Consider the following 21,236-nt stretch of genomic DNA (forward strand, 5'->3'; position numbering starts at 1 on the left):
CGGAGTGAAATACTGATGAGTGAAATCCAATCTATTATTGAAGATGCCTTCGAGCGTCGTGCCGAAATCAACCCAAAAAATGCGGATGCCGAGGTCAGAAATGCAGTTGGTCAGGCACTGGCAATGCTGGATAACGGCTCCGCCCGAGTCGCTGAAAAGCAACAGGGTAACTGGGTTGTTAATCAATGGTTGAAAAAGGCGGTGTTACTGTCTTTTCGGTTAAATGATAACCGGCCCATGGAAGGCGGCGAAACACGCTATTTCGATAAAGTTGAGCCAAAATTTGCCAGTTTCGGTGAAGCTGATTTTAATACTGCAGGGGTGCGTGTAGTGCCTCCGGCAGCCGTACGTCGCGGCTCTTATATTGCTCCAGGCGTTGTCTTGATGCCGTCATACGTCAATATTGGTGCTTACGTTGATAGTGGCACCATGGTGGATACTTGGGCAACGGTCGGCAGCTGCGCTCAAATCGGTAAAAACGTGCACTTATCCGGTGGTGTTGGTATCGGCGGCGTGCTTGAGCCGTTACAGGCTGGGCCAACCATTATTGAAGATAACTGTTTTATCGGTGCGCGCAGTGAGATTGTAGAAGGCGTTGTTGTTGAAGAAGGTGCGGTTATTTCTATGGGCGTGTACATCGGCCAAAGCACCAAAATATTTAACCGGCTTACTGGTGAAGTGACTTATGGTCGCGTCCCGGCGGGCTCCGTTGTGGTATCCGGTAATTTACCATCCAAAGATGGTACTTACAGTCTGTACTGTGCCGTGATTGTTAAACAAGTTGATGAAAAAACCCGCAGTAAAGTGGGTATCAATGAATTGTTGCGTGATATCTAGGTTTGTTGTGCCGGCCCGATAATCGGGTCGGCATTCACAGTCCCCGGTATTGTTTGATACAATGTATCATACTTTATTAATCTCCTCGGAAATGGGTCATGATTGTCTACGGCATCAAAAACTGTGACACCGTCAAAAAAGCACGAAAATGGCTGGACCAACACGGTGTTGAATACCAGTTTCATGATCTGCGAACGGATGGCCTCGATAGCGCAATGATAAATCAATGGCTTAAATCATTAAGCTGGCAATTGCTGCTAAATAAACGCAGTACCACCTGGCGACAATTACCGTCAGAAAAACAAGAAAATCTTGATGAAAAAACGGCGATTGCTTTAATGATAGCGCATCCAACACTTATCAAACGCCCCGTCATTTGTGACGAAAAGGATTGCCTCGTCGGATTTGATGCACAGCAATATTTGGCTCGCTATGACGCATAACCTCTCCCCAACCATTGCGTTAACGCAGCAACTCATTCGTCGTCAGAGCATCACTCCTGATGATGCAGACTGCCAGGAAATGCTTGGCCAGCGATTGGCAGAAATAGGTTTTATTGCCGAAACGATGCGGTTTGCTGATGTGGATAACCTCTGGTTGCGCCGCGGCAAACGCGAACCCTTGTTTGTTTTTGCCGGCCATACAGATGTTGTGCCCACAGGGCCGGCAGATAAATGGGCCTCGCCCCCTTTCAATGCCGATATTGTCGATGGTCTGTTGTATGGCCGAGGTGCTGCCGACATGAAAGGCAGCATTGCTGCTATGGTGACCGCATGTGAGCGGTTTGTTGAACGTTACCCTGATCATCGCGGCAGCATTGCATTTTTATTAACCAGTGATGAAGAAGGTCCAGCAACAGACGGCACGGTTAAGGTCATCGAAACGTTGCAGACCAGACAGGAAAACATTGACTGGTGTGTGGTTGGCGAACCGACCAGTAGTCAGCGTGTTGGCGATGTGGTTAAAAATGGTCGTCGCGGATCCTTGAATGGCTATTTGACCGTTAAGGGCAAACAAGGCCATATTGCTTATCCGCATCTTGCTGAGAACCCAATTCATCGTTTAGCGCCAGCATTAACGGCTTTATGCGCAGAGATCTGGGATCAGGGTAACGATGACTTCCCGCCGACCAGTTTTCAGGTGTCTAATCTGAACAGTGGCACGGGGGCAACCAATGTCATTCCCGGCACCGTTGAGATGGTTTTTAACTTCCGGTATTCCACCGAAGTCACTCATGAGCAACTGGCTCAACGTACAGAAATGATTTTGCAACAGCATGGCCTGCACTATGACTTGAAATGGGTATTGTCCGGAAAACCTTTTCGGACTGCCGGCGGTGCCCTGCTTACTGCCGTCCAGCAGGCCATTAGCGACATTACTGGCTACAAAACTGAGCTGTCTACCTCCGGTGGTACCTCCGATGGGCGGTTTATCGCGCCAACAGGCGCACAAGTCATCGAACTTGGTCCACTCAATGCCACGATCCATCAGATTGATGAATGTGTTTCTATAGCGGATTTAGATACGTTATCGTCCATCTATGAAGCACTTCTGGTCAAATTGTTGACCTGACAGCATGACATTCCGTCAAGGATCAGCACTGAGACACCTTTACCTGCTGGCAACGTTGCTGTTGCTGATGCAGAGCTTTGCGCTCTGGCATGATAGTGTCCATCTGTTTCACACGCATGAAACGCAATGTGAGCGACTAGAAGCGGTCACCCATCTACCCGCAATTGATGCGGTTACGCTTGTTCAGTCATATCCGCCAGTCGAGCGCCTGCTACTAGCGACCCCTGTCCTGGCCTTTCAGCAAATATCAACACTTCAGGATGCCCAATCTATTCGGGGTCCGCCCGCCCACCTCTCATAACACCACTGCAATGTGACAATTAATTTACAGCGGCGCCGCCTGCGCGATGTTCGTCTGTTTCTGTTATGAGGAAAGAATATGTTTAGCCAAAAAAAACTCGTGGTGTTGCTTAGTGCCACGTTATCAGGTTGGCCATTGGCTGGTCTGTCAGATACCGAAAATACCATTACCATTCCCAGCCTGATCGTGACGGCAGATCCGTTGGGAAACCGTGATGCTGATGACCTAATTACGCCGGTTTCCGTGCTGGCTGATACCAAACTGGATAAGCAGCGCAATAGTACCTTAGGCGAAACCGTTGATGGCCTCCCTGGTGTCCATAACGCTGACTTTGGTCCCGGTGTTGGCCGCCCTGTTGTCCGTGGTTTGCAAGGTTCGCGTGTGCTGGTACTGGATGATGGCATGAAAACCGTCGATGTGGCCGGTGAAGGTGGTGACCACACCGTCGCGATTGATCCGGCAAGAGCGGATCAGATTGAAGTCTATCGCGGTCCGGCCACGCTTCTCTATGGTAGCGGTGCCGCAGGTGGTGTAATTAATGTTCGCAGTGAACGTTTTAATCCAGAATTTGGTGATGCCCCCAAAGTCAGTGGCGAACTGGGCTATGGTTACAATGGCGATGATCGACGTGGTCGTCTTGGACTGGAATTACCAGTGACTGATAACTTTGTCCTGCGCAGTGATTACAGCTTACGTCGCAGTCATGATTTTGATATTGATGGCTATCAAGAACGTGGTCATGATGACGGCGATAAAGATACGCTCGAAAATAGCGCAACCGATACGGATGCTTTCTCTTTAACTGGTCTTTTCAAAGGAGACTGGGGGTTTGCTGGCCTGGGTTATAGCCGTTGGCGGACAAACTATGGTGTGCCTGGCGTCTTAACAGGTTCAGGTGAAGAAGAGTTAGAAAACATTCGCGCTGACTATGATCGGGTCGATTTTCGTAGTGAGTTTATTGATCCATTACCTGGGTTTAGCAGCGCCAGACTGAAGCTCGCTTATACCGAATTTAATCAAGAAGAAATTGGCACCATTTTCGATGAGGGTGTATTCGAATCTAGTGAGTCTGAACTGGCCTTTGAAAATGATGAGTTTGATGCACGTTTTGAGATGGTGCATTTACCTATCGGCGAATGGCAAGGTGTGGTTGGTGTCCAGTTTAATGATCGTGACTTTTCTACTGAAGGTGAAGGACACGGCATTGGTGGGCATGATCACGATCATGAAGAAGATCATCACCACGAAGAAGATCATGATCATGAGGAAGAACATGATCACGAAGATGAAGAGCATGCAGATGAGCATGATCATGGTGGCGATGGCTTCTACGTCAGAGCGAATAAAACGAAATCCTATGGCCTGTTTGTGTTAGAAGAACGGCCAACTGATTTCGGTAAACTGGAATTTGCGGCACGTATCGACCATGTTGATTCTTCGCCTGTTGGTTTAGCAGATGAACGCCACCTTGATTTACCATCAGGTGAAGAGCTTCATCAGGAAGCCGTACTGGGTGACCGCAGCTTTACGCCTTTCAGTATCTCGGGGGGGGCAATTATTGACCTTGATTATGCACATCATTTACGATTTGCATTGAGCCGCTCTCAACGAGCACCATCCCCTGAGCAGCTTTATGCTTTTGGTTACCATGCGGCGGCAGGCACAGTTGAAATCGGTGATCCGGATCTGGATGAAGAAACCTATACCAATATTGAACTGGGACTGGATCGTCATGCGGGTCCATTCCGTTACAATGCCACCGTTTTCTATAACCGCGTTAAAGACTTTATCTATCTGGCGCCTCAAGATGATGGTACCGGTAATGCTGTCATGCTCGAAGGCAACACGCTGGTCCTTAATGAACAGGAAGATGCCGAATTTTATGGTGCGGAATTCACGGCAATAGCGGATTTAATTCAAGGCCCCGTGCCATTTAGCCTGCGTTTCACCGGTGACCACGTTCGTGGTAAGTTTCGTGATGGTGGCAATATTCCACGGATGAGTCCAACCCGTCTGGGTGTCGGCTTTGATACCGGCTATGGCGACTGGGATTTGAGCGTTGACTTACGTCACGTCTTTAAGCAAACCAAAACGGCTATTGCTGAAACAGATACCGGTAGTTATAACCTGCTGTCATTCGATTTATTCTGGCGACCTGCCAGTTTTAAAGGAGGAGAGTTCTTTGTTCAAGGACGCAACCTCTTAAATGAAAATGGTCGTCGTCATACTAGTTTCCTCAAGGATGAAGCACCAATTGTTGGCCGGACTATCTTCACAGGTGTTCGGTTTGAGTTTGGTGGTTAAATAACGCGAGTTAGTGTTCATTTAAAAACCCGGCAGCAATGCCGGGTTTTTTTTATGGTTAAACTATGCATAGTTTGCTAACTTAATCCCGAACCGTGGACAGAGAATAATGATGACTGAGGACAATCACACTCAACAAACCAGCCCCCCAAAGGTAATTTATATTCTCTACCTGATAGGGGTTTTCTTACCTATTATGAGTATTATTGGGGTAGTCGTAGCGTATGTTTTCAGAGGGGAAGCCAGTGCTGATATGCAATCCCACTATACGTTTCAAATTCGAACTTTTTGGATTGGTTTGTTACTTCAGATCGTCGGTTGGCTGACCTTTGGCATCGGTATTGGCGTACTCATTCTCTTAATCTGGCTGATATGGCTGATTATTCGTTGCGTCAAGGGCCTGAAAATTGTCAGTAAAGCCGAGCCGTACCCATCCCCTGAAAGCTGGTTAATCGACTAATCCACTTGACGATGTATCGCTAATGGACCAGTTGCCTGGTGCGTCGGCATAATCTCCATCGTGGTGACATTGACATGTTGTGGTGTGTTTACCAACCACCATACTGTATCAGCAATATCCTGTGCCGTTAATGCATCCGTATCCGCATAAACTTGGTCAGCACGGCGGCTATCATCTTTAAAACGCACCATCGAAAATTCGGTTTCCGCATTGCCTGGCTCAATATTGGTGACTCTCACACCAGTTCCCAACAAATCGGCTCGCAATGCCAATGAAAACTGCCGAACAAACGCTTTACTCGCACAATAGACGTTGCCACCCGGATATGGCCAATTACCGGCAATCGAGCCAATATTGATGATATAGCCTTGCTTACGTTGGCACATGCTTGGCAGAAACTGATGCGTACAACGCATCAGGCCTTTGATATTGGTATCAACCATGGTTTCCCAGTCAGTTAATTCGGTTGACTGTGCTGGCTCCAGGCCAAGCGCTAATCCAGCATTGTTGATCAGAACATGGATAGCTGAAAACGGAGCTGGCAGGCCTTTTATCGCTGATTCCGTCGCCTGCTTATCCGTAATATCAAAAGCCAAAATATGTACTTTGCTCTCCCCACCCAATGTTGCTTGTAATGCCTGTAATCTTGCAAGGCGTCGCCCAGTTAAAACTAATAACCAGCCTGCTTCAGCAAAACGCGTCGCGATGGCTTGACCAAAACCAGATGTTGCACCAGTAATAAAAATAACAGGAGCAGATTGATTCATTCTATTCACACCTAAGATTAGGCACCTTCTGCAAACACAATGGTGCGTCGACCACTACAGATAATACGATGTTCTATATGTGCTTTAACGGCACGTGCCAGCACAAGGCGCTCAATATCTTTACCAATCATGACCAAATCAGACGGACTATTATCATGTCTGACCCGCTCCACATCCTGTTCGATAATGGGCCCCTCATCCAGGTCTGCCGTCGCATAATGTGCAGTAGCACCAATGAGCTTCACGCCACGTTCATAAGCCTGATGGTAGGGCTTGGCTCCCTGAAAAGCAGGTAAAAAACCATGATGAATATTAATCACCCGACCGGCATAATCATGCACAAACTCGGCAGATAAAATCTGCATGTAACGCGCCATCACCACAAGGTCGATATCATATTCCGTCAGTAATTCGCGGATTTTGTTTTCCTGAGCGGATTTTGTTTCTGGGGTCACAGGCAAATGATAAAAGGGCTTATCAAACTGCTTTGCCATCGTTGCCAAATTAGCATGATTACCAATAATGACGGGAATATCACATTTCAGTTCGCCTTCATGCTCTCGTAACAGCAGATCATAAGGACAATGCGATGCCTTGGTAACCAGTAAAGCGACACGATATGGGGTATCGGTATATCTGACCGACCAAGTCAGCGCCATATTATCTGCCAGCTCGGCAAACTCGGCTTCAAGCTGTTGACGAGGAAGTTGCTGATTGTTCTCGACCTTGAGACGCATAAAATAGCGCCCCTTCTGGGTATCGGTATATTGCTGGCAATGCAAAATATTGTATTCCCGCCCGGCAAAAAAACCGGTTATACCCGCTAAAAGCCCTTTCTTATCGGCACACTGAATGAGGAAAACAATTGCTGGCATAGATGGTTCACTGTTTGCAAAAGCGTCAAGACTAGCAGTTCTCCACGCGTTTATGAATATTCATTGTATTTATCTGAACGCCCTTTCACGCGGTCTTTTGGGTATTTTGCTGCATTCTTGTGCATTTTACGCTCTACTGCAGCCGCTAAATCGACGTCTAAATCATGGCAAAGATACGTCAAATACACTGCCACATCGGCAATTTCATCCTCTAGTGCTTCTCGCTTTTTACCGGTCAGCATCTCGGTCACTTCTTCATCACGACGCCATTGAAACCATTCCAGCAACTCAGCCGCTTCAATTGATAAAGAAATCGCAACGTCTTTAGGCGTATGAAATTGCTCCCAATCACGCTCACGTCGAAAAGCAATCAATTTTTGTTTCAGTGCCTCATCAATCATCATTTAAAAAATCGCTTACTGTCTGACAAAATACCGCCGGTTGATCGGCATGCACCCAATGTCCCGCCTCCGCTATTTTAACCCTCTTCGTCTGACTAAAGCAGTCAGTAATCTGTTGCCAGTCTGCTTCGGTAATATAGTCTGAATACGCGCCGGCAATAAACAGCGTCGTTAATGGCATGTGTTTTGGTAAATCTAACCCTTTCAACAAGGCCGGGTAATGACAAAATAAGTTTTCCAGATCAATTCGCCAATGCAGCCTGCCATCATTAAGCACAAGATTAGTCAACAAAAATTGGCGGGTTGCTTTATCGGGAATCATCCCCGCTAAGGCTGAATCGACACTGGCGCGTTGTTGATGCTGGCTCAGGTCAATAGCCAGTAACGATTTGAATAAGTCACTGTGGGTGTCACGATAACGCCGTGGTGCGATATCAACGACAATTAACTTCGCCAGCATGTCTGGAAAGTCAGCCGCAAATTGCATCGCGACTTTACCGCCAATTGAATGGCCAAGCAGATGTATTTTTGAGAGATTTAAAGCTCGTAATAATTCTCGTAAATCCTCAGCCATTAAGGAATAGGATTGCTGGCTATCGTGAAATGACCGTCCGTGATTACGCAGATCAACACAAATCACTTGACGATATGTTGCTAATTGCTTGGCAATGCCCCGCCAATTATCTGATGAACCAAATAGACCGTGACAAATCACCAACGGCGTACCGCCAGTACCGAAAGTTTGATAATACAGTGCCATTAGTCAGGGTATTTACCGTTATAATCTGTTTTTAAACAACAGGAATATAGCATGGATGAAGCTGTCTTAATGATACTCGTCAAACAGTATGCCGATCGCTTTGGTATTACGTTCAGTTCTTCTCACCTTGATGATGTCAATAAAAAACACCAACTCGTAAAACTGATGCAACAGGCGTTGGCTGGAGAGCGTGGTCCCGTCACTGATACCGATCTTGAAGCCGATTAATTATCGGCTTTACTCTCCATCCTCGCGAGTTACAACTTTTCAAAAATCAGGCAAGCATTAGTGCCACCAAAGCCAAAGCTGTTAGACAAAACGGCCTGTAGACCCGCATTATCAATTCGCTGTCTGACAATATTCATTCCATCTGCTTCTGGATCCAGATTTTCAATATTCGCTGAGGCAGCAATAAAATCGTCTTGCATCATCAAGAGACTATATATGGCTTCTTGTACACCCGCAGCACCCAGTGAGTGACCTGATAATGATTTAGTTGAGCCTATCCACGGCATCGCGTCAGGAAACACCGTCTTGACCGCACCTAACTCAGCCAAATCTCCTACCGGTGTGCTGGTGCCATGCGCGTTGATGTAATCAACTTTATCATGGCGCATGGTACTCATCGCCATTTGCATACAACGTTGTGCGCCTTCACCGGACGGGGCAACCATATCGTAGCCATCTGATGTTGCCGCATAACCTGTCAATTCGGCATAAATTTTAGCTCCGCGTGCCTTGGCATGTTCGTATTCTTCCAGCACCAACACCCCGCCGCCGCCAGCAATGACAAACCCATCCCGGTCAACATCATAAGCACGGGAAGCTTTTTCTGGTGTCTCGTTGTATTTGGTGGATAACGCTCCCATCGCATCAAACAGAGAACTCATCGACCAATGCTCCTCTTCCGCGCCACCGGCAAAGACAACATCCTGTTTACCTAACTGGATTTGCTCCATCGCATTGCCAATACAGTGCGCGCTGGTTGCACACGCCGATGACATGGAATAGTTCACACCTTTAATTTTGAATGGCGTCGCCAAACACGCTGATGTCGTACTCCCCATCACTTGGGTCACACGATAAGGGCCAACCCGCTTTAAGCCTTTTTGGCGAAGAATATCAGCGGCTTCAACCTGATTAGACGATGATGCTCCACCCGAGCCCATAATCAGACCAGTTCGAGGGTTGGAAACCTCCTCTTCACTCAAACTAGCATCGGCAATCGCTTGCTGCATAGCAATATAAGCATAGGCCGCTGCGTCGCCCATGAATCGTAAAACTTTCCTGTCAATGAAATCTTTAAAGTCGATATCAAAGTAGCCCGCCACCTGACTACGAAAGCCCATCTCGGCATATACGGGCTTAAATTTAATGCCACTTTGTCCTGCCTTCAGTGATGCTTTGACCGAGTCGGCATCAAGACCAAGACAAGAAGTGATCCCCAAACCTGTTACGACAACTCTGCGCATACTCATGATTAAAAGTCTTCCGTTGAGGTGAACAGACCCACACGCAAATCTTTGGCTTGATAGATTTCGCGACCGTCAACCGAAACCGTTCCATCGGCAATCGCCAACACTAATTTCCGGGAAATAACCCGTTTCAAGTCAATTTTATACGTAACTTTTTTCGCGGTTGGTAACACTTGTCCAGTGAATTTGACTTCTCCAGAACCTAACGCCCGCCCACGACCAGGATTACCATCCCAAGCGAGGAAAAAACCGACCAGTTGCCACATTGCATCCAGACCCAAACAGCCTGGCATCACAGGATCACCCGGAAAATGGCAGTCAAAAAACCATAGGTCCGGACGGATATCAAGTTCGGCAACAATCTCTCCCTTATCATAGGCGCCGCCAGTATTGGCAATGTGACTGATGCGATCCATCATCAGCATATTTGGTATGGGTAATTGTGCATTACCAGGCCCGAACATCTCGCCGTGACCACATTGCAACAATTCCTCATAGGAAAAAGATGACTGCTTACTCATGTAAAAAAGTATTATCCCCTTGAATTGGCTCGCTATGATACCACGAACTATCACTGCTCAGAAAAGCCACTGTTTATTTACCGTCAACTTAAAAAAAAGCCACGGCCATACATGACCGTGGCTTTTCAGATTTATGTGAATACGGTTAGTTTGTTGCCACCGTAGTACTGGCTTCTGGTGCTTCAATTTCCAGACTTTCCAGCAGCATTCCCATACTGTTCAAAATACGATACATAGCATATACCTCGTCGTATTGTGCTTCAATCAACGAAATACTTGACCGGAACAACTCATTTTCAGAATCCAGTAAATCCAGCAATGTGCGCTGGCCTAGACTAAATTGTTGCAGGTAAGCATCGCGGGTTTTTTCTGCCGCATCCGCATAAGTTTCAAAATAAGCCATTTGATTGCGGACGGTTTGCAACGCATTCCAGGACAGGCGTGTACTTTCCTCAACCTCACGATGCGTATTATTTCTGATTTCGGCAGCCTGATTAATTAACGCCGCTGTCTCTTCACGCCGAGCCGAATCACGTCCCCCGTTAAACAGGTTATAACGCAGTCTGAGCATGGCCTGCACATCACGATCCGAACCACGGACAGCATCGATATTGTTGTCCTGACGCACACCGACTTCAAAGTCCAGTCTCGGGAAAAACGGTGCCAAGGCGGTTTCATGTTGATAATTCGCTGATTCCAAGTCGGCATTGGCTGCTTTTAACGTTGGATGATTACTAACCGCGGCATTGATGGCTTCTTCAACCGTAGACGGTATCAATCCTGCTGGCGATTCTGGATCTGACAAACTGGTTGCCTCGATACCCACTACGCGCAAGTAATTGGTTTCGGCATCACGCAGGTTACTTTGTTCTGCCATCAGGTTTGTTTCCGCCAAGGCCAAACGACCCAAACTTTGTTCGCCATCCGCTCGGCGACCGACACCACGCTCGGAGCGCAGCAGAATTTGATCATGAGTGCGTTGATGCGCTTCAAGATTATCCTGCGCCAACTCGACAATACGTTGCTGTCTTAATACATTGAGGTAAGCATCAATTGCTTCAAGACCCGTATTTTCTGAAGCACTGTAAACGCTATGGGCTCTCGAATTAGTCCGAGCACGATGACGACTAACTTCATTTTTTGTCTCAAGGCCATCAAACAACATTTGACGTCCGTTCAGACTGGCTTCATTCCGGTTATAGCCAACGCTGCTACCATTCGCCGGATTGTTTCTTACTGCCGGATTGCTCGTTCTCTCATACCCCGTGCCCAGCGCCAAATCAACGGTTGGAAAATAACCTGCTCTTGCCTGCTCAATCTCTTGAGCTACTGCTTGACGTTCATGAACAGCAGATAATACATCTGGATTTGTCTTAAGCGTAATATCGACCGCTTCACGCAAGGTTTCTGCATTGGCTGTGCTGACGCCCGCAACGAGTGGGATGACAAAAAATAACGTTTTCATAATGCATGTCCTATTTCTTATGAGTTGTGTTGCTTGCGGCATCCCCTCACTCAACACAAAATTATAATTTAATTGTAAAACAACTCTTCCGTTTAAACGTTTTAAACAAAGTATATGCCTAATTGGCATACAAAAAAACTACCGCAAATCCCGAAACACAATCGCTAAAGACAATCTGTCCGGCAAATTCATTTTTTGAAAGATCGTGGTCAAATGTGCTTTGACTGTTCTCTCAGTAATATCCATTTGTTTGGCAATCATTTTATTAGTCGCACCATGACTAACTAAGGTAGCGACCTCCCGCTCTTTAGGAGAGAGGGTTTCTGCTGCCTCACGGTGGACATCATCAACCTGAGGCGCCTGATTGATTTCATTGATTAAATCGCTAATCAGGTGTCGTTCCACCCAGACTTCACCTTGTAAAATAAGGTGAATCGCGTCGCGTAACTTCTCAAATGGTAGTGATTCGTTAAAGTAACCTCGTGCCCCTTGCTTGAGCGCCGCTATTTGCACCCCGATTGGTAAACCTTTACCAACGATCAAAATGCGACTGTTTGGCGCCGCTTCGCGCACTTTTGCCATGACTTCAGCCTGATTTTGTTCAAGCAATTGCTGATCACAAATCAACATGTCAGCTGTTTGCATTACCAATGCCTGGCAGAGTGCATCAATATCTCGATAGGCAAAACACAGATAATTCTCATGCAAGGCTGTCATGGCCTGTTTAGCCTTTTCAGCCTCAGCAAAAGCCAGATATACCCGAGTCTGTTCGGTGACATGCTGATTCATCTCAATACCCATGCGCTAGCGTTCCCGCAATGCTTCATTTTTGGCTTTCAGGATGGGTTTAAGCAGATAATCCATCACTGTTTTTTTGCCCGTCAGAATATCCACGGTTGTGGTCATACCGGGGATAATCTCCAAATTCCCTTTACTGCTCTCAATCGTATTCTGATTGGTTCGCAGGTAAATCAGATAAAAACTTTCGTCTTTTTCGTTCGTAATCGTATCCGCACTGATTCGTTCTAATTTGGCGGGTAATCCACCATAAATTGAAAAATCATAAGCTGTAAACTTAACCATAGCATCCTGTCCAGGACGCAAAAAAGCAATATCTGAAGGCCGAATATGTGCCTCTATTAGCAAATTATCTTCTACTGGGACAATTTCGACCAAATCCTCACCGGGCTGGATAACCCCACCAATCGTATTCAATAAGATTCGTTTTACGGTACCTTTGACTGGTGCCCGTACTTCGGTTCGGGTGACTCTGTCTTCAAGGGCAAAAATACTTTCCTCGGTACGGGCATATTCTGCTTTTACTTCACTTAATTCACGCGCAGCTTCGGTCTGAAAACGCACTTTTTCTTCGGTAATTTTTCGTTGTACTTCGTTAAGTGCTGACTGAATGCGCGGAATTGCCAAGCGATTTGCATCCATTTCACCACGTAGATCATTAACCGTTCTTTTTAATCTCAGCAACTCCACCTCGGACATCACACCTTGCGCGACCAGCGGCTCAGACATTTGCAGCTCTTGATTACTTAACTCAAAGCTACGTTGCAACTGTTGTTGCTTTGCACGACGCTCAACCAGCTCTTGTTGGCGTTGCTGAGCCTGTTGTTGCAACACACTGACTTGGCTCTCCAGGCTACGCTGACGCGCCAAATAGAGATCTTGTTCATCCGTCGCCAGCGCCGGTTTCTCTTTCATCAGGGTTTCAGGAAGCACCAGCGATTCGCCGACACTTTCTGCTTCCAGGCGAGCAACGCGGGCCATTAACTCCCAATATTTCAGTCTGGTTTCGCGAAACGAAGAAGAAAAACGGGTATCGTCGATTTTCATCAACACTTCGCCTTTTTTCGACTAATTGGCCCTCAGCAACCAGTACATCCGCAATAATACCGCCTTCCAGATTTTGAATAACTTGCAAGCGACTGGATGGTACGACCTTACCCTCACCTCGTGTCACTTCGTCGATTTCGGTGACATTCGCCCACCAACCTGCGCAAAGAAAAAACAACACACTAAGGATGAGTAACACATGCCCCGTTCGCGGTGATGACTCAAGTGTGGCTGAGCTAACCTCAGACATATATTCGATATCATCAGGGTGTGTGCGTTTAAACATTGCCATGGATTAGCTCTTTGATACTCGAATATGACCGCTTTTGAGTGCCGTCATGATTTGTTCACGCGGTCCGTCTGCGACAAGTCGGCCTTGATCCATGACGATAATCCGGTCAACCAAGCTCAACAAGGACGCTCGATGCGTGACCAAAAGCAACGTTTTATCGGCAACGACTTCGGCCAGTTTTGCTTTAAATCGTTCTTCCGTGCTGTTATCCATCGCATTTGTCGGTTCATCAAGCACCAATAAAGGTGGATCCATTAACAGTGCCCGAGCAACAGCAACACTTTGTCTTTGTCCACCAGATAAGCCTTCTCCGCGCTCACCGACCGGCATATCAAAGCCTGAAGGATGACGATTAACAAAATCTGTCACGCCGGCAACTTCAGCTGCCCGTAAAATTGCGGCATCATCAGCAAAGGGGGCACCCATCGCAATGTTATCGCGAATACTGCCGAAAAATAGCACAACATCTTGCGGGGCATAGCCCATCCACCGACGTAAATCTACCGGATCAATCTGACGAATATCCGTATTGTCAAACAGGATAGAACCCTCTGCCGGGTCATAAAGTGCCAGCAGCAATTTTTCAATTGAACTTTTACCGGAACCAATCCGGCCAATCACAGCAACTTTTTCACCAGGCTGGATCTTAAAAGACACATCGGTTAATGCGTCCATCGGCTGTTCGGGATAGCGGAAAGTGACATTTTTAAATTCAATACCGCCCTTAAAAACAGGCCGATGCAAGAACTCCCGTCCGCTGGGTCTTTCCACCGGCAAGTTCATCATGCTGTTTAATGAACTTAAGGCCGCCTTCGAATGGTGATATCGCGTTAGAATGGCTGCGAGTTGGCTCATCGGTGCCAGCGCACGACCGGTCAAAATCGTACAGGCAATCAACGCCCCCATAGTGATTTCATTTTCACTAATCAGGTACACCCCGTAGACCACCACCGCAATCGTGGTCATCTGCTGCACAAAACTGGTCAGATTGATTGCCGTGGTCGATAACACTTTGGCACGCTGACTAAAGCGAGAAATAAAACCAATATTTTGTTCCCATTTCCGTTGAATTGGGGTTTCCGCACCAATACTTTTGATGGTTTCCAATCCGGTCAGGGACTCTATCAGGGTGGCACTCTTTTGACCGGTATGGCGGAAAAGTTGCTTGATCGTCCTACCCAGTGGAATTTGGATAATCAAACTAATCAGAATAGTAATTGGGATAACGGCTAGTGGGATATAAGCCAAATTCCCTGCCAACATCCAAATAACCGCGATAAACAATAACGCAAAGGGTAAGTCAATTAGAGTGGTCATCGTTGCTGAGGTGAAAAAATCTCGAAACGATTCAAACTCCTGCATATTGTTGGCAAAAGAGCCGACTGAGTTCGAACGGGCAGACATTTTGATACCCATCACTTTCTCAAAAATCGACGCCGACAGCATGACATCTGCCCGCTTACCTGCCATATCGATAAAATAAGCGCGTAACGTGCGTAACAAAAAGTCAAAAAGAAACACCACAGCCACGCCAATCGCCAATACCCACAACGTGGATAATGCATGATTGGGCACGACCCGGTCATAGACGTTCATGATAAACAGCGGTGATGCTAGGGCAAACATATTGACCAGGATTGAAGCCGCGAACACCTCGCTATAAATAGGCCAAAAGCGCATGATGGTGCCCCAGAACCAATGACCAGTTCTCGGAATAGCGGAAGTTTCAGTACGTTTGTCAAACTGATGCGCAGGTTTGACAAAAATGGCGTAACCACTATAGAGCTTGATAAGATCACTGAGTGCAATTTCACTCTCGCCACTCCCCGTCTCTGGAAAAATGACGGTTGCTGTTTTTTTGTTTATGCCCGTGAGAACACAAGCAGTGGTATCTTCAAGCAACAGCACGGCAGGTAAAACTAACGGCGAGATTTTACGGAGAGGACGCTTTACCGTTTTTGAGGATAAACCGGCTCTTTCTGCAGCTCTGTTAAAAAGGGCCGGAGATAATCGGTTATCAATAAGTGGCAATCCGGAAACTAACGCTTCGGCACTGAATGGTTTATGGAGCATTTTAGCAAGGATCAATAGACATCCCAAAAGTGGGTCATCAACTGTTTGACGACCCTCATCAGCATTCCACTGTGTTTTGTCATTCAGTTTGGTGACTTGCTCGCTACCCATCAGCATCCAAAAATTTTTTCTCGGTTAAAAAATTGTGATGAGTTTCACAGTTTTTTGCTTTACTGTAAAGTCCGTCACGCTTAATCTCAACAATAGCGCATAACATCGCATAAACAAAGGAAATAATCTATGGCTTACATTCGCCGAAATGCTCAAGGAGAAATCACCGCACTTTTTGACTCACCACAACCTGATGCGACAGAATTTGTCTCACCTAACTCACCAGAATTATTACATTTTCTGGGTGATAGCAATTCAACTGATAACGCCCGTGTATTGCTGTCCAGCTCCGATATGGCACTTATTCGGGTACTGGAAGACTTGATAAATACCCTAATTGATAAAGGTGTCATTTTATTTACCGATCTGCCACTCGCTGCGCAAGAAAAGCTATCCGCCCGCGAGAAAATTCGGGATCATTTATCGAGTCTGGAAGACTTGGTCAACGACGACTCAGGTTTGCTGTAAGCTATTTTTTCTTGGGCTGGCGAGGTGATCGCTGGCGTTTGTCAGCTTGTTTATCAGCAGCAATGTGCGTGCGTTTACGAAAAGGGTTTTCGCTCGTCTTAAACTCAACCATGACGGGCGTACCATGCAGTTTTAAGGTAGTACGAAAATAATTTTCCAGATACCTACGATAGCTCTGTGGCGTTGCCTCGGTCTGGTTGCCATGAATAATCACTCTGGGCGGGTTTTTACCACCTAAATGGGCAAAGCGGTATTTGATTCGCCTTCCGTTTACTAACGGCGGTGGGTGGTCAGCGATGGCATCCTCAAGCACCCTTGTCAGTCTTGATGTTGGAATTTTCGTTAACGCCGCCTGATAGGCTTGCTTAACCGATTTTAGAAGCAATCCAACGCCACTGCCATGCAATGCGGAAATAAAGTGCGTCTTGGCAAAGGTCAAAAAGGGCAAACGGCGCTCAATATTACTGGCAACCCATTCTCGTTCTTGTTTTTCCAAGCCATCCCATTTATTTACTGCAATAACGACTGCCCGACCGCTCTCAATAATCAGTCCAGCCAAATGCAGGTCTTGATCCACGATCCCTTCTTGGGCATCGACAACCAACATCACCACATTAGCGGCTTCAACCGCTTGCAATGTCTTGACAACACTGAACTTTTCTAACGCCTCAGAAACTTTTGATCGACGTCGGACACCCGCCGTATCAATAAATGTATATTGCGTCCCGTCTTTCTCGAACGGAATATAAATACTATCTCGAGTCGTGCCCGGCGCATCAAATGCCACCACGCGCTCTTCACCGAGAAGCCGATTGACCAATGTGGACTTGCCCACATTGGGTCTCCCCACGATGGCTAATCGAATTGTCGAATCTTCTTCCTCATCAGGCTCAGACTCAACTATTAATTCTGGCAAGGTCTCAGGTAAAATATTGGTGATGTGATTGAGTAAGCGATCAATACCTCTGCCTTGTGTGGCCGAGATCACAACCGGTTCCCCCAACCCCATCGAATAGAATTCGGCCGCAACCAATTCGCGCTGTTCGCCTTCGGATTTGTTTATGACGAGCAAAACGGGTTTACCAACATTGCGAAGTAAACGAGCAATTTCCTCATCCGCAGGAAGCAATCCGGCACGACCATCAACCAGAAACACCATTAAATCTGCTTCATCAATCGCCAATGCAGCCTGTTTGCGCATCAGCTCAGACATACTGTCAGTCTCGTTGGTTAAGCCACCGGTATCAATGAGGATAAATTGCGCGTTATCATCACGAACATGACCGTATATCCGATCTCTGGTCAAGCCAGCATGATCTGCCACCAAGGCATCGCGACTCCGAGTCAGTCGATTAAACAGCGTTGACTTCCCGACATTTGGCCGGCCCAACAAAGCAATAACTGACTTCACTTAAGGTCCTTGAATTGCGGTCAAACGACCTTCTGTATCGATCACATAAAGTACATTATCTCTGACCAGTATCTGACTACGAATCGGCACATCACCGACTTCCTGGCGGGCAACAAAACGGCCATCAGAACGCGCCACCCAATGCACATAGCCTTCCAAATCACCCACCACAATGTAGTCACCAACAATCGTTGGTGCCGTTATCTGTCGGCGTAGCAATCGGGTCTGGCGCCAGAGCGAATCCCCTGTGCCATCCTGTATTGCCCAGAGGTAGCTTTCATCACCAGTCAAGTAGACTGCTTCGCCAATAGCCACATCGAACCCGGTTTTGGTAGAAATATCACGCTGCCAAATTAAATCACCGGTATCAATAAAATAAGCCGCTAAATTGCCTTGATAGGCTGCAACATAAACCAGCTCATCGGTCACCCAGAGATTGGCGTCAATATCAACCAGCCTCTCCAGCTCAGTTCTACCCCGTGGTACAGCGACACTTTTTTCCCAAATGACTTTGCCATCGACAAGTGATAGTGCCACCAGCTTGCCGTTGTCATAACCTGCCAACACCGTTTCACCGACAATCGCCGGCGCACTAACGCCACGCAGACTCAATAATGGTACGTTCCGCTGGTAATTCCATAATACCGTGCCATCAACTGCGGACATCCCCGAAACTCGACCATCCGCTGTACGAACCACCACGTACTGGCCACTGATCTGTGGCGGCGCTAATACCTCACTGCTTAACCGCTGTTTCCAGAGAATGTCACCATCAGTTTGGTTAAGGGCAATCACATCTCCTTGTTGTGAGCCAACTGCGATTTTTCCTTCGCCACCGCCCACACCAGTCGCAACACGCACTTCCAACTCAGTGCGCCAAGTACGTCGGCCATTTTGTACAGACATACTACGCACATCGCCCTGTGCATCAACGGTGTAAATCTGATCGCCAGATAACCATGGACTCAGATCTGCATAGATATTTTCAGATCCATCGCCGGTATTCTCACGCCATAATGTTTTTGGCTCGAATTCAGCTGTAAACTCAACTAATGGCTCGGGCGGTGCCTCATATGTTTCTTCAACGAACAAATACTCAATCGCGCCACAGCCAGACAGTCCCAGTAACATCAAACTCAGTGATACATACCGTTTAAAAATCGTCATTTCACTACCACATCATCACGTTTCATTTCCAGCAGACGTCGGCGTGGATCATTTTCGGCCATGCTATCCAGCGCTTTTTGATAAGCATCATATGCGGCATCAGATTCAGACTTCGCAACATATATGTCACCGGCCAACTCCGCAAACAAGATGGAAAAGGCTGCAGATTCGGATTCTTGAGTTAATGCCAACGCCATATCCATCTCACCGTTATCCATTAACAAGCGTGCCATACGTAGTCTTGCCAACTCACGATGCGATGTCAGTTCAGCATGATTCATCACCCATTCCAACTCACTAATCGCCCCTGAAAGATCACCTTCGCTGGCCATTTGTGCTGCCAGTTCATTGGCTGCAAAAGCAGCGTACGGCGTTTGACTGAAATCTGATTTCAGAGTCGCTGTTGTCTCTTCTGCGGCGGACAAATCTGCTGACCCCACCAGTGCCATCACCACTTTTTGATATGCTGCCGCAGCCTGTTCGGTTTGTGTTTCTTGATGACTCTGCCAAAAACGGGTACCGAAAATAGCAGTAATACCCAACGCTACCCCTACCGCAACAGCAAGGCCGTTATCGCGCCACCATTGTTTTATCGCTTCACTTTTCTCTTCATCCGAGGCGTAAATATCCATTCAAACTCCTATCCAGGCTGTTTTAATCTATGGAACCATTTAAAAGAGAGAATTATACGTGGTTCAGTCGCGCTTGTGGCAAAGCGATATGACGTGCCCCATTGCACAATATTAGTGCACTGACAATCTATTTCGCACCACAACTGATCATCCGATGCACTTTTTTTGCGCATAAATGTTTCTATCCATCTGATTTTAAATGAATTGTCAAAACTGGTGCAGTAATTGCTATTTTGGTGCTACGAATAATAACGACATGATGAGGAAATAAACGTGCAAACTGCTACTGATGTATTATTTATTTTGCTGGGTGCCATTATGGTGCTGGCAATGCATGCTGGCTTCGCCTTTTTGGAAGTTGGTACCGTACGCAAGAAAAATCAGGTCAATGCGCTGGTCAAAATCATTACCGACTTTGGTATCTCCACCATTGCTTACTTTTTTATTGGTTATGGTATCGCTTACGGATTGAACTTCCTGCAACCAGCCCCGGCACTCGTTGACAATAATGGTTATGCGCTGGTCAAGTTTTTCTTTTTACTGACTTTTGCAGCAGCCATCCCGGCGATTGTTTCCGGCGGCATTGCAGAACGCGCTAAATTTTATCCGCAACTCATTGCCAGTTTCGTCATTGCCGGATTCGTTTACCCGTTATTTGAAGGAATAAGCTGGAATGGCTTGTTTGGCTTTCAAGGCTGGTTAGAAGATAGCTTTGGCGCGCCATTTAATGACTTTGCCGGTTCTATTGTTGTCCATGCGGTTGGCGGCTGGATTGCCTTGGCAGCAGTATTACATTTAGGTCCACGTCACGGACGCTACGGAAAAAGCGGTGAAATTTATGCTCATCCGCCTTCCAGTATCCCATTCTTGGCATTAGGTGCATGGATTCTCACTGTCGGCTGGTTTGGCTTTAATGTCATGTCAGCGCAGCAAGTCGAGGGTATCAGCGGCATCGTTGCTGTCAATTCATTGATGGCCATGGTTGGCGGCACATTAGCTGCTTGCTTCATGGGCCGTAACGATCCGGGCTTTGTACATAACGGCCCTCTCGCCGGATTGGTCGCCATCTGCGCCGGCTCGAATGTAATGCACCCACTTGGTGCATTAGTAACCGGCGCCGTCGCCGGGGTACTTTTCGTTTACTTTTTCACAAAAGCACAAAACAAATGGAAAATCGATGATGTATTAGGCGTGTGGCCGTTACATGGTATTTGTGGTGTTTGGGGTGGTATCGCTGCCGGCATCTTTGGTCAAGTGGCTCTGGGTGGATTAGGTGGCGTTAGCTTCATGTCACAGCTTTTAGGCACTGTGCTTGGCGTGACAATCGCTTTTGCCGGTGGCTGGGTTGTTTACGGTATGCTCAAGAAACTGATGGGCTTACGTCTGACCCAAGAGGAGGAATATGATGGGGCTGATTTAAGTATCCATAAAATCAGTGCCAATCCTGTGAATGATTAATCCGGATTAAACAAACGAAACGACGGCCAATGGTATTATCC

The 21,236-nt window shown here is 47.0% G+C and carries 23 protein-coding genes; 9 read left to right on the top strand and 14 right to left on the bottom strand.

Annotated features, from left to right (window positions below):
* Positions 1-15 precede the first annotated feature (15 nt).
* From dapD to Q7C_RS03365, 6 genes are all read left to right on the top strand, one after another.
* Positions 16-837 (top strand): 2,3,4,5-tetrahydropyridine-2,6-dicarboxylate N-succinyltransferase, encoded by an 822-nt coding sequence (dapD, locus tag Q7C_RS03340; protein ID WP_014703280.1) that lies wholly within the window; start codon positions 16-18, stop codon positions 835-837.
* Between the two features lie 98 nt (positions 838-935).
* On the top strand, positions 936-1,280 hold the full coding sequence (locus tag Q7C_RS03345; protein WP_014703281.1) for an ArsC family reductase: 345 nt from the start codon (positions 936-938) through the stop codon (positions 1,278-1,280).
* Positions 1,270-2,409: a succinyl-diaminopimelate desuccinylase gene (gene dapE, locus Q7C_RS03350; protein WP_014703282.1), complete on the top strand. Its 1,140-nt coding sequence runs from the start codon at positions 1,270-1,272 to the stop codon at positions 2,407-2,409. The genes Q7C_RS03345 and dapE overlap by 11 nt, the downstream gene beginning before the upstream one ends.
* 4 nt (positions 2,410-2,413) lie before the next feature.
* On the top strand, positions 2,414-2,710 hold the full coding sequence (locus Q7C_RS03355; RefSeq protein WP_014703283.1) for a hypothetical protein: 297 nt from the start codon (positions 2,414-2,416) through the stop codon (positions 2,708-2,710).
* Between the two features lie 78 nt (positions 2,711-2,788).
* A complete protein-coding gene (locus tag Q7C_RS03360; RefSeq protein ID WP_014703284.1) occupies positions 2,789-5,014 on the top strand; it encodes a TonB-dependent receptor in 2,226 nt (741 codons plus the stop codon).
* 109 nt (positions 5,015-5,123) lie between these two features.
* Complete coding sequence (locus Q7C_RS03365; RefSeq protein WP_050954380.1) at positions 5,124-5,474, top strand: DUF4870 family protein; 351 nt, start codon at positions 5,124-5,126, stop codon at positions 5,472-5,474.
* On the opposite strand, the gene Q7C_RS03370 is transcribed toward Q7C_RS03365, so the two are convergent.
* The 4 genes from Q7C_RS03370 to Q7C_RS03385 are packed head-to-tail and all read right to left on the bottom strand — an operon-like array spanning position 5,471 to position 8,277.
* Complete coding sequence (locus Q7C_RS03370) at positions 5,471-6,241, bottom strand: SDR family oxidoreductase (RefSeq protein ID WP_014703286.1); 771 nt, start codon at positions 6,239-6,241, stop codon at positions 5,471-5,473. The two genes, Q7C_RS03365 and Q7C_RS03370, sit on opposite strands and share 4 nt — an antisense overlap.
* Positions 6,242-6,258: 17 nt before the next feature.
* Positions 6,259-7,116: a formyltetrahydrofolate deformylase gene (gene purU / locus Q7C_RS03375; RefSeq protein WP_014703287.1), complete on the bottom strand. Its 858-nt coding sequence runs from the start codon at positions 7,114-7,116 to the stop codon at positions 6,259-6,261.
* 50 nt (positions 7,117-7,166) lie between these two features.
* Positions 7,167-7,520, bottom strand: a complete 354-nt coding sequence (locus Q7C_RS03380; protein ID WP_238532340.1) for a nucleotide pyrophosphohydrolase — start codon at positions 7,518-7,520, stop codon at positions 7,167-7,169.
* Positions 7,510-8,277 carry an alpha/beta fold hydrolase gene (locus tag Q7C_RS03385; RefSeq protein ID WP_014703289.1) on the bottom strand — a complete coding sequence of 256 codons (768 nt, stop codon included), beginning with the start codon at positions 8,275-8,277 and terminating at the stop codon, positions 7,510-7,512. The genes Q7C_RS03380 and Q7C_RS03385 overlap by 11 nt, the downstream gene beginning before the upstream one ends.
* Before the next feature lie 51 nt (positions 8,278-8,328).
* Between Q7C_RS03385 and Q7C_RS13660 the strand changes: the two genes are divergently transcribed.
* Positions 8,329-8,505: a hypothetical protein gene (locus tag Q7C_RS13660; RefSeq protein WP_014703290.1), complete on the top strand. Its 177-nt coding sequence runs from the start codon at positions 8,329-8,331 to the stop codon at positions 8,503-8,505.
* Between the two features lie 29 nt (positions 8,506-8,534).
* On the opposite strand, the gene fabB is transcribed toward Q7C_RS13660, so the two are convergent.
* The 7 genes from fabB to Q7C_RS03415 form a co-directional block, all read right to left on the bottom strand.
* Positions 8,535-9,749, bottom strand: a complete 1,215-nt coding sequence (gene fabB, locus Q7C_RS03390; RefSeq protein WP_041366878.1) for a beta-ketoacyl-ACP synthase I — start codon at positions 9,747-9,749, stop codon at positions 8,535-8,537.
* Between the two features lie 8 nt (positions 9,750-9,757).
* Complete coding sequence (fabA, locus tag Q7C_RS03395; RefSeq protein WP_014703292.1) at positions 9,758-10,273, bottom strand: 3-hydroxyacyl-[acyl-carrier-protein] dehydratase FabA; 516 nt, start codon at positions 10,271-10,273, stop codon at positions 9,758-9,760.
* Positions 10,274-10,418: 145 nt separating this feature from the next.
* Complete coding sequence (locus Q7C_RS03400) at positions 10,419-11,738, bottom strand: TolC family outer membrane protein (RefSeq protein WP_014703293.1); 1,320 nt, start codon at positions 11,736-11,738, stop codon at positions 10,419-10,421.
* Positions 11,739-11,876: 138 nt separating this feature from the next.
* The gene (locus tag Q7C_RS03405) at positions 11,877-12,539 is read right to left on the bottom strand and encodes a LuxR C-terminal-related transcriptional regulator (protein WP_014703294.1); all 663 of its coding nucleotides are present in this window, start codon (positions 12,537-12,539) and stop codon (positions 11,877-11,879) included.
* Positions 12,540-12,542: 3 nt separating this feature from the next.
* Positions 12,543-13,577 carry an HlyD family type I secretion periplasmic adaptor subunit gene (locus Q7C_RS03410; RefSeq protein ID WP_238532359.1) on the bottom strand — a complete coding sequence of 345 codons (1,035 nt, stop codon included), beginning with the start codon at positions 13,575-13,577 and terminating at the stop codon, positions 12,543-12,545.
* Positions 13,459-13,875, bottom strand: a complete 417-nt coding sequence (locus Q7C_RS13860; RefSeq protein ID WP_238532341.1) for a hypothetical protein — start codon at positions 13,873-13,875, stop codon at positions 13,459-13,461. The genes Q7C_RS03410 and Q7C_RS13860 overlap by 119 nt, the downstream gene beginning before the upstream one ends.
* Before the next feature lie 3 nt (positions 13,876-13,878).
* The gene (locus Q7C_RS03415) at positions 13,879-16,059 is read right to left on the bottom strand and encodes a type I secretion system permease/ATPase (RefSeq protein ID WP_014703296.1); all 2,181 of its coding nucleotides are present in this window, start codon (positions 16,057-16,059) and stop codon (positions 13,879-13,881) included.
* 129 nt (positions 16,060-16,188) lie between these two features.
* Here Q7C_RS03415 and Q7C_RS03420 point away from each other — a divergent pair, with 129 nt between their 5' ends.
* Complete coding sequence (locus Q7C_RS03420) at positions 16,189-16,527, top strand: hypothetical protein (RefSeq protein WP_014703298.1); 339 nt, start codon at positions 16,189-16,191, stop codon at positions 16,525-16,527.
* A gap of 1 nt (position 16,528) precedes the next feature.
* On the opposite strand, the gene der is transcribed toward Q7C_RS03420, so the two are convergent.
* From der to Q7C_RS03435, 3 genes are read right to left on the bottom strand one after another with little or no spacing between them, the layout of a single operon-like run.
* Entirely contained in the window at positions 16,529-17,938 is a 1,410-nt protein-coding gene (der, locus tag Q7C_RS03425; protein WP_014703299.1) for a ribosome biogenesis GTPase Der, read from the bottom strand.
* Positions 17,939-19,105, bottom strand: a complete 1,167-nt coding sequence (bamB, locus tag Q7C_RS03430) for an outer membrane protein assembly factor BamB (protein ID WP_014703300.1) — start codon at positions 19,103-19,105, stop codon at positions 17,939-17,941.
* Positions 19,102-19,737, bottom strand: a complete 636-nt coding sequence (locus tag Q7C_RS03435) for a YfgM family protein (RefSeq protein WP_014703301.1) — start codon at positions 19,735-19,737, stop codon at positions 19,102-19,104. Before Q7C_RS03435 ends, bamB begins: the two co-directional genes overlap by 4 nt.
* Before the next feature lie 273 nt (positions 19,738-20,010).
* Between Q7C_RS03435 and Q7C_RS03440 the strand changes: the two genes are divergently transcribed.
* Positions 20,011-21,195, top strand: coding sequence for an ammonium transporter (locus Q7C_RS03440; RefSeq protein WP_014703302.1), 1,185 nt, complete (start codon positions 20,011-20,013; stop codon positions 21,193-21,195).
* Positions 21,196-21,236 lie beyond the last annotated feature (41 nt).

The organism is Methylophaga frappieri, assembly GCF_000260965.1.
Taxonomy (GTDB): Bacteria; Pseudomonadota; Gammaproteobacteria; order Nitrosococcales; family Methylophagaceae; genus Methylophaga; species Methylophaga frappieri.

Excerpts from the sequence above, each read along its gene's own strand:
- Q7C_RS03415 (WP_014703296.1), bottom strand. The coding sequence starts at position 16,059 with ATGGGTAGCGAGCAAGTCACCAAACTGAATGACAAAACACAGTGGAAT.
- Q7C_RS03420 (WP_014703298.1), top strand. The coding sequence starts at position 16,189 with ATGGCTTACATTCGCCGAAATGCTCAAGGAGAAATCACCGCACTTTTT.
- Q7C_RS03345 (WP_014703281.1), top strand. The coding sequence starts at position 936 with ATGATTGTCTACGGCATCAAAAACTGTGACACCGTCAAAAAAGCACGA.
- Q7C_RS03360 (WP_014703284.1), top strand. The coding sequence starts at position 2,789 with ATGTTTAGCCAAAAAAAACTCGTGGTGTTGCTTAGTGCCACGTTATCA.
- Q7C_RS03365 (WP_050954380.1), top strand. The coding sequence starts at position 5,124 with ATGATGACTGAGGACAATCACACTCAACAAACCAGCCCCCCAAAGGTA.
- Q7C_RS03405 (WP_014703294.1), bottom strand. The coding sequence starts at position 12,539 with ATGGGTATTGAGATGAATCAGCATGTCACCGAACAGACTCGGGTATAT.
- fabB (WP_041366878.1), bottom strand. The coding sequence starts at position 9,749 with ATGCGCAGAGTTGTCGTAACAGGTTTGGGGATCACTTCTTGTCTTGGT.
- Q7C_RS13660 (WP_014703290.1), top strand. The coding sequence starts at position 8,329 with ATGGATGAAGCTGTCTTAATGATACTCGTCAAACAGTATGCCGATCGC.
- purU (WP_014703287.1), bottom strand. The coding sequence starts at position 7,116 with ATGCCAGCAATTGTTTTCCTCATTCAGTGTGCCGATAAGAAAGGGCTT.
- dapD (WP_014703280.1), top strand. The coding sequence starts at position 16 with ATGAGTGAAATCCAATCTATTATTGAAGATGCCTTCGAGCGTCGTGCC.
- Q7C_RS13860 (WP_238532341.1), bottom strand. The coding sequence starts at position 13,875 with ATGGCAATGTTTAAACGCACACACCCTGATGATATCGAATATATGTCT.
- Q7C_RS03435 (WP_014703301.1), bottom strand. The coding sequence starts at position 19,737 with ATGGATATTTACGCCTCGGATGAAGAGAAAAGTGAAGCGATAAAACAA.
- Q7C_RS03385 (WP_014703289.1), bottom strand. The coding sequence starts at position 8,277 with ATGGCACTGTATTATCAAACTTTCGGTACTGGCGGTACGCCGTTGGTG.
- Q7C_RS03380 (WP_238532340.1), bottom strand. The coding sequence starts at position 7,520 with ATGATGATTGATGAGGCACTGAAACAAAAATTGATTGCTTTTCGACGT.
- dapE (WP_014703282.1), top strand. The coding sequence starts at position 1,270 with ATGACGCATAACCTCTCCCCAACCATTGCGTTAACGCAGCAACTCATT.
- Q7C_RS03355 (WP_014703283.1), top strand. The coding sequence starts at position 2,414 with ATGACATTCCGTCAAGGATCAGCACTGAGACACCTTTACCTGCTGGCA.
- Q7C_RS03370 (WP_014703286.1), bottom strand. The coding sequence starts at position 6,241 with ATGAATCAATCTGCTCCTGTTATTTTTATTACTGGTGCAACATCTGGT.
- Q7C_RS03400 (WP_014703293.1), bottom strand. The coding sequence starts at position 11,738 with ATGAAAACGTTATTTTTTGTCATCCCACTCGTTGCGGGCGTCAGCACA.
- bamB (WP_014703300.1), bottom strand. The coding sequence starts at position 19,105 with ATGACGATTTTTAAACGGTATGTATCACTGAGTTTGATGTTACTGGGA.
- fabA (WP_014703292.1), bottom strand. The coding sequence starts at position 10,273 with ATGAGTAAGCAGTCATCTTTTTCCTATGAGGAATTGTTGCAATGTGGT.